At 58.7% G+C, this 8,434-nt stretch carries 6 protein-coding genes; 4 read left to right on the forward strand and 2 right to left on the reverse strand.

Annotation, left to right across the window (positions count from 1 at the left end; genetic code table 11):
* Window positions 1-3 precede the first annotated feature (3 nt).
* The 4 genes from dgcA (at window position 4) to B3729_RS17975 (ending at window position 6,353) form a co-directional block, all read left to right on the forward strand.
* A complete protein-coding gene (dgcA, locus tag B3729_RS17960; protein ID WP_150348446.1) occupies window positions 4-2,064 on the forward strand; it encodes a dimethylglycine demethylation protein DgcA in 2,061 nt (686 codons plus the stop codon).
* Window positions 2,065-2,204: 140 nt separating this feature from the next.
* Window positions 2,205-4,187, forward strand: a complete 1,983-nt coding sequence (gene dgcB, locus B3729_RS17965; protein WP_286788595.1) for a dimethylglycine demethylation protein DgcB — start codon at window positions 2,205-2,207, stop codon at window positions 4,185-4,187.
* A gap of 81 nt (window positions 4,188-4,268) precedes the next feature.
* Window positions 4,269-5,510, forward strand: a complete 1,242-nt coding sequence (locus B3729_RS17970; RefSeq protein ID WP_286788596.1) for an electron transfer flavoprotein subunit alpha/FixB family protein — start codon at window positions 4,269-4,271, stop codon at window positions 5,508-5,510.
* A 63-nt stretch (window positions 5,511-5,573) separates the two neighbouring features.
* On the forward strand, window positions 5,574-6,353 hold the full coding sequence (locus tag B3729_RS17975) for an electron transfer flavoprotein subunit beta (RefSeq protein ID WP_286788597.1): 780 nt from the start codon (window positions 5,574-5,576) through the stop codon (window positions 6,351-6,353).
* An 831-nt stretch (window positions 6,354-7,184) separates the two neighbouring features.
* Here the strand turns inward: B3729_RS17975 and B3729_RS17980 are convergent.
* Both B3729_RS17980 and B3729_RS17985 read right to left on the reverse strand, forming a co-directional pair.
* Window positions 7,185-7,604, reverse strand: coding sequence for a DUF2141 domain-containing protein (locus tag B3729_RS17980; RefSeq protein WP_286788598.1), 420 nt, complete (start codon window positions 7,602-7,604; stop codon window positions 7,185-7,187).
* Window positions 7,601-8,248: an HAD-IA family hydrolase gene (locus B3729_RS17985; protein WP_286788599.1), complete on the reverse strand. Its 648-nt coding sequence runs from the start codon at window positions 8,246-8,248 to the stop codon at window positions 7,601-7,603. The genes B3729_RS17980 and B3729_RS17985 overlap by 4 nt, the downstream gene beginning before the upstream one ends.
* Between the last annotated feature and the right edge of the window lie 186 nt (window positions 8,249-8,434).

Raw genomic sequence — 8,434 nt, forward strand, 5'->3', positions numbered from 1 at the left:
GTGATGGCCTTTGAAGCAATGTTCCAACCAATCCAGATCGGCAAGCTGACGATTCGCAACCGCGTACTCAGCACGGCGCACGCCGAGGTGTATGCCACTGATGGCGGCATGACGACCGAACGGTACGTCAAATATTACGAAGAAAAAGCCAAGGGCGGCATTGGCCTTGCCATTTGCGGCGGTTCCTCAGTCGTGGCGATCGATAGTCCACAGCACTGGTGGAGTTCGGTAAACCTTGCCACCGACCGCATCATTCCGCACTTCCAGAACCTGGCCGATGCCATGCACCGGCATGGTGCCAAGATCATGATCCAGATTACCCACATGGGTCGCCGTTCCCGTTGGGACGGTGGTCACTGGCCAACCCTGATGTCGCCGTCCGGTATCCGCGAGCCTGTGCATCGCGCTACCTGTAAGACCATCGAGCCGGAGGAGATCTGGCGAATAATTGGTAATTTTGCCCAGGCCGCGCGCCGGGCGAAGGCGGGTGGGCTGGATGGCGTCGAGCTGTCTGCTGTGCACCAGCACATGATCGATCAGTTCTGGTCGCCCCGTGTGAACAAGCGTACCGATGAATGGGGCGGCAGCTTCGAGAACCGTATGCGCTTTGGCCTGGAAGTGCTCAAGGCTGTACGGGCCGAAGTTGGCGATGACTTCTGTGTCGGCATGCGAATCTGTGGTGATGAATTCCACCCGGACGGCCTGACCCATGACGATATGAAACAGATCGCCAAGTATTACAACGACACCGGCATGGTGGACTTCTTTGGCGTGATCGGCTCCGGCTGCGACACCCACAATACCCTGGCCAACGTGATCCCCAACATGACCTACCCACCGGAGCCGTTCCTGCATCTGGCGGCCGGTATCAAGGATGTGGTCAGCGTGCCCGTGCTGCATGCGCAGAACATCAAGGATCCGAACCAGGCGACACGCATCCTTGAGGGCGGTTACGTGGACATGGTTGGTATGACCCGAGCCCACATCGCCGATCCGCATCTGATCGCCAAGATCAAGATGGGACAGGTGGATCAGATTCGCCAGTGTGTTGGCGCCAATTACTGCATCGACCGTCAATATCAGGGGTTGGACGTGCTGTGCATTCAGAACGCCGCAACCAGCCGTGAGTACATGGGGGTTCCGCACATCATCGAGAAATCCACCGGGCCCAAGCGCAAGGTAGTCGTTGTCGGCGGCGGCCCGGCGGGAATGGAAGCGGCCCGCGTCTCGGCTGAGCGGGGGCATGACGTGACCCTGTTCGAAAAGCAGGAGCAGCTGGGTGGGCAGATTACTCTCGCGTCCCGGGCGCCTCAGCGCGACCAGATCGCGGGTATCACGCGGTGGTATCAACTGGAGCTGGCTCGCCTGAATATCGACCTGCGGCTGGGGACGGCGGCTGATCCTGACACGATCATGGATCTACGTCCGGACATCGTTGTGCTGGCCAATGGCGGTCATCCATTCATGGAGCAGAACGAGCATTGGGGCGCGGCCGAAGGCTTGGTGGTGAGCAGCTGGGACATTCTTTCCGGTAAGGTCGAGCCGGGCAAAAACGTGCTGGTCTACGACACCATTTGCGAATTTTCCGGGATGTCGGCGGCTGATTATCTGGCCGATAAAGGCGCACAGGTGGAAATCGTCACCGATGACATCAAACCGGGCGTAGCCATTGGCGGGACCACGTTCCCGACCTACTACCGCAGCCTCTACCCGAAGGAGGTGATCATGACCGGCGATCTCATGCTGGAAAAGGTATATCCCGAGGGCGACAAGAAGATTGCCGTACTGGAAAACGAATACACCGGCGCCAAGGAGGAGCGGGTGGTCGATCAGATCGTCATCGAGAACGGCGTGCGACCGGACGAGACCTTGTACTACGCGCTGAAGGACGGTTCGCGTAACAAGGGCCAGATCGATATCGAGGCCTTGTTCGCTATCGAGCCACAACCCGCCTTGAATGAGCAGGGTAGCGGTTATCTCCTGTATCGCATCGGGGACTGCGTGGCGCAGCGCAACACCCACGCCGCAATCTACGACGCATTGCGGCTGTGCAAGGACTTTTAAGTACGCGCCTTTGCGAACCGCAGAGTGGGTTAGCTGCAGAGCAGTCTGACCCACCACGAGGGCTACCCGCGGTTTAGGTACCGCCTGACATGTTGAGGATGGGTAATGCCTCTGGCTCACCCATCCTACGAGGCTCCGGTATGTTAGATATCCTTATTCCCGTTCTGCTCTTTACGGCCCTGGCACTGGCTGCGATCGGTGCTTTTCGACGCGTCCGGCTCTGGCGGCAGGGCCGGCCCGCCCATGTCGATCTGATTCGGGGTCTGCTGGCCATGCCGCGGCGCTATCTGGTGGACTTGCACCATGTGGTCGAGCGAGATCGCTATATGTCGCGAACCCATGTGGCCACCGCAGGCGGCTTCGTTCTGGCCGCCGTGCTGGCTGTACTGGTTCATGGATTTGGCCTGCATAACCGTGTTCTGGGTTGGGCGCTATTGGCGGCCACCGCTTGCATGTTCACGGGGGCCTTGTTCGTGGCCAAGCGTCGCCGCAACCCACCGGCACGCCTGTCCAAAGGGCCATGGATGCGCTTGCCCAAAAGCCTACTGATGTTTTCCGCGAGCTTTTTCATTGCTACGCTGCCCGTAGCGGGCGTACTCCCGGAAAATTTTGGCGGCTGGATACTGGCGGCCGTGCTGGCCGTAGGCGTGGCTTGGGGCGTGTCGGAACTATTCTTCGGCATGACCTGGGGCGGCCCAATGAAGCACGCCTTTGCCGGTGCCTTGCATCTGGCTTTTCACCGCCGTCCCGAGCGCTTTCGTACGCCGTTCAATGCCAGCGCGGCGCGATCCAGTGGCTTGAAGGCCCTGGACCTGAATGACCCTGCTGCACCGCTGGGTGTGGAGAAACCCAAGGACTTTACGTGGAATCAGCTGCTGGGCTTTGACGCCTGTGTGCAGTGCGGGCGCTGCGAGGCCATGTGCCCCGCCTATGCGGCCGGCCAGCCGCTCAACCCGAAAAAGCTGATCCAGGACATGGTTATCGGCATGGCGGGTGGCACCGACGCGCGTTATTTCGGCTCGCCTTATCCCGGGAAGCCAATTGGTGAGCATGGTGGCAATGCCCATTCGCCCATTGTTTCATTTGAAGGCAAGGCGCTGGTAGATGCCGAGACGCTATGGTCCTGCACCACCTGTCGGGCCTGTGTGGAAGAGTGCCCGATGATGATCGAGCACGTCGATGCCATCGTTGATATGCGTCGCCATCTGACCCTGGAGAAAGGGGCAACCCCCAACAAGGGCGCTGAGGTGCTCGATAATCTGATTGCCACGGATAACCCCAACGGCTTCAACCCGGTCAACCGGATGAACTGGGCTGCGGACCTTGATTTGCCGTTGATCGCCAACCAACAGCGCGTCGATGTGTTGTTCTGGGTGGGTGATGGTGCGTTCGACATGCGCAACCAGCGGACTCTCAGAGCTTTCGTCAAGATTCTCAAGGCTGCCAAGGTTGATTTCGCCGTGCTGGGGCTGGAGGAGCGCGACAGCGGTGACGTGGCGCGACGCCTGGGGGACGAGGCGACCTTTCAGCAATTGGCCAGGCGCAATATCGCCACGCTATCGCGGTACCGCTTCAACCGGATCGTGACATGCGACCCGCACAGCTTTCACGTGCTGAGAAACGAATACGGCGCGCTGGGCGGGGCTTATACGGTCCTGCATCACAGCACCTTTCTGGCAGAGCTGCTGGACGCTCAGGCGCTTCATCTCGGGCAGCACAAGGGGGGCAGCGTGACCTATCACGACCCCTGCTATCTGGGTCGATACAACGGAGAGTACGAGGCGCCCCGCAAGGTACTCAAGGCCATCGGGATTGAGGTCAAGGAAATGGAGCGCTCCGGCTTCCGGGCTCGCTGCTGTGGCGGTGGAGGTGGCGCGCCGATTACCGATATTCCCGGCACGCAGCGGATTCCCGACATGCGCATGGCCGATATCAAGACGACTGGAGCGGAGGTTGTCGCTGTGGGATGCCCTCAATGTACCGCCATGCTGGAGGGGGTAGTCGCGCCCCGTCCGGAGGTAAAGGACATTGCCGAGCTGGTCGCCGAAGTTGTAATCGAGGCACCCGCCGTGCCGGTAAAGCAACCAATCACGCCCAGGCGTGAAGCGGTGGAGATCTCCTGATGAACGCATCCTGTATTACCCGATTGGCCATGAGCGCCGCGATACCCACTCAGGCACGGACGTTTTTCAAAGGAGCAGGGCATGACTGACATCATCCGCCGTGATCCGCATGCCGAATGGATCGCCCGTAACCGGCTTCATCCCCTGCACGCCTTGATGCAGGCGAGTACGCGCGATGAGCAGCCTCGCTGGATGGGCCCCAACGGCATCATTCGTAAGAATCCCCACGCAGCTCTGGGCTTCAAGGGGCCTAGCGGCTTGCGCCGTATCGATCGCAGTGGCGCTCAGCAGGGCAACGGTGTTCGTCGGCTGGGTGAGGCCCAGGAGGTGCTACTGCCGTTGCATCGGGTCGAAGAGCCCGCCTTCATTATTGCCGTAGTGCCCGATCTGGTAGGGGGACGGCTTTCCAGCCACGACCGCGATCTGCTCGGTCTGGCGCGACAGCTGGCAGGCTCAACAGGGGTGGTGTTGGCCATTGTCTTTGGTGAGCACAAGGAGTCTGGCCTCGATAAGGCAGGTGTTGACCGGCTATTGCAATTGAGCGGTCATGAATACACGGGATACTCGCCTGAACAGCGCGTGCTGGCGCTGCGTGCAGTAGAAAGCCAGTTCTTGCCACGTCACTGGTTGTTGCCGGACAGCCGTACCGGTGGTGGCGAGTTGGGTCGTCGTTTCGCTGCTACGCTACATGAGCGGCCTGCCACACGTGTCTGGCAGATAAAGGATGGACTATGTACCGGCCGTGCCGGCGCAGGCAGCGAAGATCTGACGCGTCCTGTCCCCAGGGTAGTGTTGGCCCGCGCCGAGTGTGCGGAGCCGGTCAGTGAAACACGACATGAGGCACGTACGGTCACGCTGGCTGACGGCAATCAGTTGCGAGCGCTTGTGCGTATCGAGGACATGGGAGCCGTGGCCGTCGATCCGGCGCTTGTTCCCATGGCCGAGGCGGAATTCATCCTGTCCGGTGGCAATGGCGTTCAGGACTGGGATCTCTTCCATCGGGCAGCCCGGGCGCTTGGGGCAACAGAAGGGGCTTCGCGGGTGGCGGTAGACGACGGGCATATGCCACGTCACCGGCAGGTAGGCGCTACGGGGACCTGGGTAACGGCACGGGTCTACCTGGCCGTCGGGATTTCCGGCGCGGTACAGCACTTACAGGGCATAGGTGCCTGCGACAAGGTCATTGCCATTAACCTCAATCCGGGGTGCGACATGATCAAGCGGGCAGACCTGTCAGTCATTGCAGATTCGAACGCCGTGCTGGAAGCCTTGATCGATCTGGTCGAGGCCTACCGCCGCGGTGAGCAGAGGGAAGCGGCCTGAAGCGGTCGTCCGCAGGACTACCGCTTCAGCAACGCAACGTGAGTCTTGAAGGAGGTAAACGGTATGTCCGACGGCCAATTGAACGTGATTACGCTGGTATCGGTGGGGGCGCATCCCATGTCGGCCCGCGCCCGCCGCGCAGAGCAGGATGCCCGAGCGGTCGAGCTGGGGCTGCATCTGGCGGGTGATCGACTCACGGTACTGCATGCCGGTAATCCCTACGAGGAGTCGCTGCGCGCCTACCTGGGTATGGGATTGCCTGCCCTGCATGTCCTGGAGCAGCCCAAGGGCGCCGATGCTCTACCGGTGCTGGTGGAATACCTTCGGGAGGCTCAGGTCCAGGTTGTATTGACCGGCACTCAAGCCGAGACCGGGGAAGGGTCGGGCATGCTGCCCTATCTTCTGGCCGAATCGCTGGGTTGGCCCCTGGTAGTTGGGCTGGCAGACGTTGAATCGGTAGACGCCGGACATGCCCAGGTACTGCAAGCCCTGCCGCGCGGACAAAGGCGACGGCTAAGGGTACGCCTGCCTTTTGTCGCCAGTGTGGACAACGCAGCGCCAGCCGCCCGTCAAAGCGCCTTTGGGCCCGCAAGGCGTGGAGAGATCAAGGTTGAAGACGTGGATATCGTCGATGACCTCCTGTGGCAAGAGGCCGTCTTGCAGCCGGCTCGTCCACGGCCGAAGCGGCTGAAAGTCATCAAGGCCAAGACGGCTGCCGATCGTTTTCGCGCCGCCACGGCCAAGGCAACAGGAGATGGCGGTCAGATCCTGAGAGATGTCACCCCGCAGGCGGGCGCAGAAGCCATTTTCAAGGTCCTGCGTGAGGAAGGCGTCGTTCGGTAGGACGACTTTCATATCTCATGTCGGCTTCCGGCTTGCTGGAGGCTTTTGGGTGCCTGTCTTTTTATCCCTTCAAGCCCACAAATTGTGTGCACGAGCCTGTGGATAATCTGTTGGATAATTATTCGACCCTAGTAACCATGCGGCTTTAGCTAAGGTGATCACTTTTTGATCAAAACAACAGGTGCGGCTTTTCCTGTAATCACAACAACTTGTGGATAAGTTTGTGAGTAATATGTTTGGAAGAGGCTGTAAGCCTTGATCTTAAAGGGATAGAGGCAACCACTGTATTGTTGATCAGTGTTGACAAAGCTAATAGGACCTCTATTTCAGCCTCGTGTGAGGATAGTGCGCGTTGCTAAGTTATCCACCCGATAAAAAGCTAAAAATGCCCTGAAAAGGTGAATGAACCATGGGAAGAGCTGTGGATAAGCTGTTGCTGAGGGTTGGTTAACTCATCTGTCAATGACTTGGATGACAAAACTCTGTCATCCACAAAGGCCATTATTAAGCCATTACAAGCAAATTATAAGACGGTTTAGCCTTTTATTCAGGCAGAGCCCGTCTGAAGGGCTCGCCCGCTCAAGCCACACCTAACCGCTTTCCCACAATTACTGTGCGTCTGGCTGTGGACAGCATGTTCGTTAATGCCGCCAAGCCTTATGCCATGCAGGGTCCAGACAGTTGCTCATTTATTGATCAATCAATTCAAGATCGATTTTTCTACTCACTATTACTGTGGTTTCGCTTGTGGATACAGTGTTCATGATTGCCTGGAAGCCACGACATACAAGGCCTTCAGAGGATTGATCGTTTTTTGAGCAGTTTTGTTGGTCAGCGAAGCTTGATAGTAATGGCCTGAATAGGGTCGTTGAGCTCGAAGCGTGTTTCCTCAAACGTGGCCTTACGCATCTTCAGTGGAGGGTTCTGGCTGTAGCCATACTGCTCAGTCGGCATCCCGATAAAGTTCGTATCGAGCTTCTGATTGCCGTTGGCATCTCGAATGACCGATACCGCATAGGTGCCGGGCTTCAGGTTCTTGAAGATATGCTGCACCGTGGTTCCTGTAACTGGGATATGGGCGGATGCCTCCAACGGTTTGTCGTTATCCCATGCGTCGGCCGAAGCGAATACGGCTACCAGCAATTCACCTTTGGCCTCCTCGATATCGGTAAAGGTCACGTTGAGATCAGCAGCATGGGCATGGCCCAGTGTCCAGATAAGGCCGAAAACGCAGAGGGGCAAGCGCTTCATGCAAGCTCCGTTGTAGGGTGAGAAACAAGGGTGTAAGTGATAGCGTCGAGGCGTTCGAAAAGATAGTCGGGCCCGGCTCTGCGTAACGCCTCTGGGCTGGCATACCCCCAGCTGACCGCACCGCAGGCAATACCTGCCTTGCGCGCCGCCTGAATATCCCGCAGTTCATCCCCAATGCAGATCGTGGCATCGGGCGAGACATTACAACGGGCGACTACCTGTTTAAGGCGTGAGCTTTTACCGAGCAGGGGCGCGTTACACTCGACACGGTCCAGATAGCGAGCCGACGGACCAAGAATGCACTCGACATTTTCAAGTGAATTGGACGTGACCAGCGCCAACTGTATTCCGGCCTGATGCAGGGCCTCCAGCATGGCCGGTACGCCTTCGAAGGGCTGTATGGTATGGCCGTCGTGCGCCATCAGGTGTTGAAAGTGGCGCGCGACACGTGGAATTTTCCACAAGGGAATACCAAAGTAACGCAGCAGCTGACGGGTGTCGTAGCTGCGGATGCGATCAAAGTCGGCTGGGGCGTACCGGTTGAAGCGATGTGCCTGAGCCAGCGTATCGAGCGACTCGAGAAAGAATGGAAAGCTGTCGGCCAGAGTGCCATCAAAGTCGAAAATGACAAGTTGGTAGCGCATGGGCAGGGCGGCTGGCCGTAATAGGAAGAGAAGAGAGTAGCCGGGGCGGGCGCCTGCGACAAATACAACCGGTGCCAATTGTGATGGCACCGGTTGTATCAGGCTTACAGCGAGAAGCGACGCACCAGACCGTTGAGGTCTACGGCAAGGCGGGCAAGCTCCTGGGTGGCAACGCTGGTCTGCTGT

Source organism: Pseudomonas sp. UBA3149, assembly GCF_002364655.1.
Classification (GTDB): Bacteria; Pseudomonadota; Gammaproteobacteria; order Pseudomonadales; family Pseudomonadaceae; genus Chryseomonas; species Chryseomonas luteola.

Bases quoted from the DNA above. Each gene is read 5' to 3' on its own strand.
- B3729_RS17970 (WP_286788596.1), top strand. From the start codon at position 4,269: ATGACTGACATCATCCGCCGTGATCCGCATGCCGAATGGATCGCCCGT.
- B3729_RS17975 (WP_286788597.1), top strand. From the start codon at position 5,574: ATGTCCGACGGCCAATTGAACGTGATTACGCTGGTATCGGTGGGGGCG.
- B3729_RS17980 (WP_286788598.1), bottom strand. From the start codon at position 7,604: ATGAAGCGCTTGCCCCTCTGCGTTTTCGGCCTTATCTGGACACTGGGC.
- B3729_RS17985 (WP_286788599.1), bottom strand. From the start codon at position 8,248: ATGCGCTACCAACTTGTCATTTTCGACTTTGATGGCACTCTGGCCGAC.
- dgcB (WP_286788595.1), top strand. From the start codon at position 2,205: ATGTTAGATATCCTTATTCCCGTTCTGCTCTTTACGGCCCTGGCACTG.
- dgcA (WP_150348446.1), top strand. From the start codon at position 4: ATGGCCTTTGAAGCAATGTTCCAACCAATCCAGATCGGCAAGCTGACG.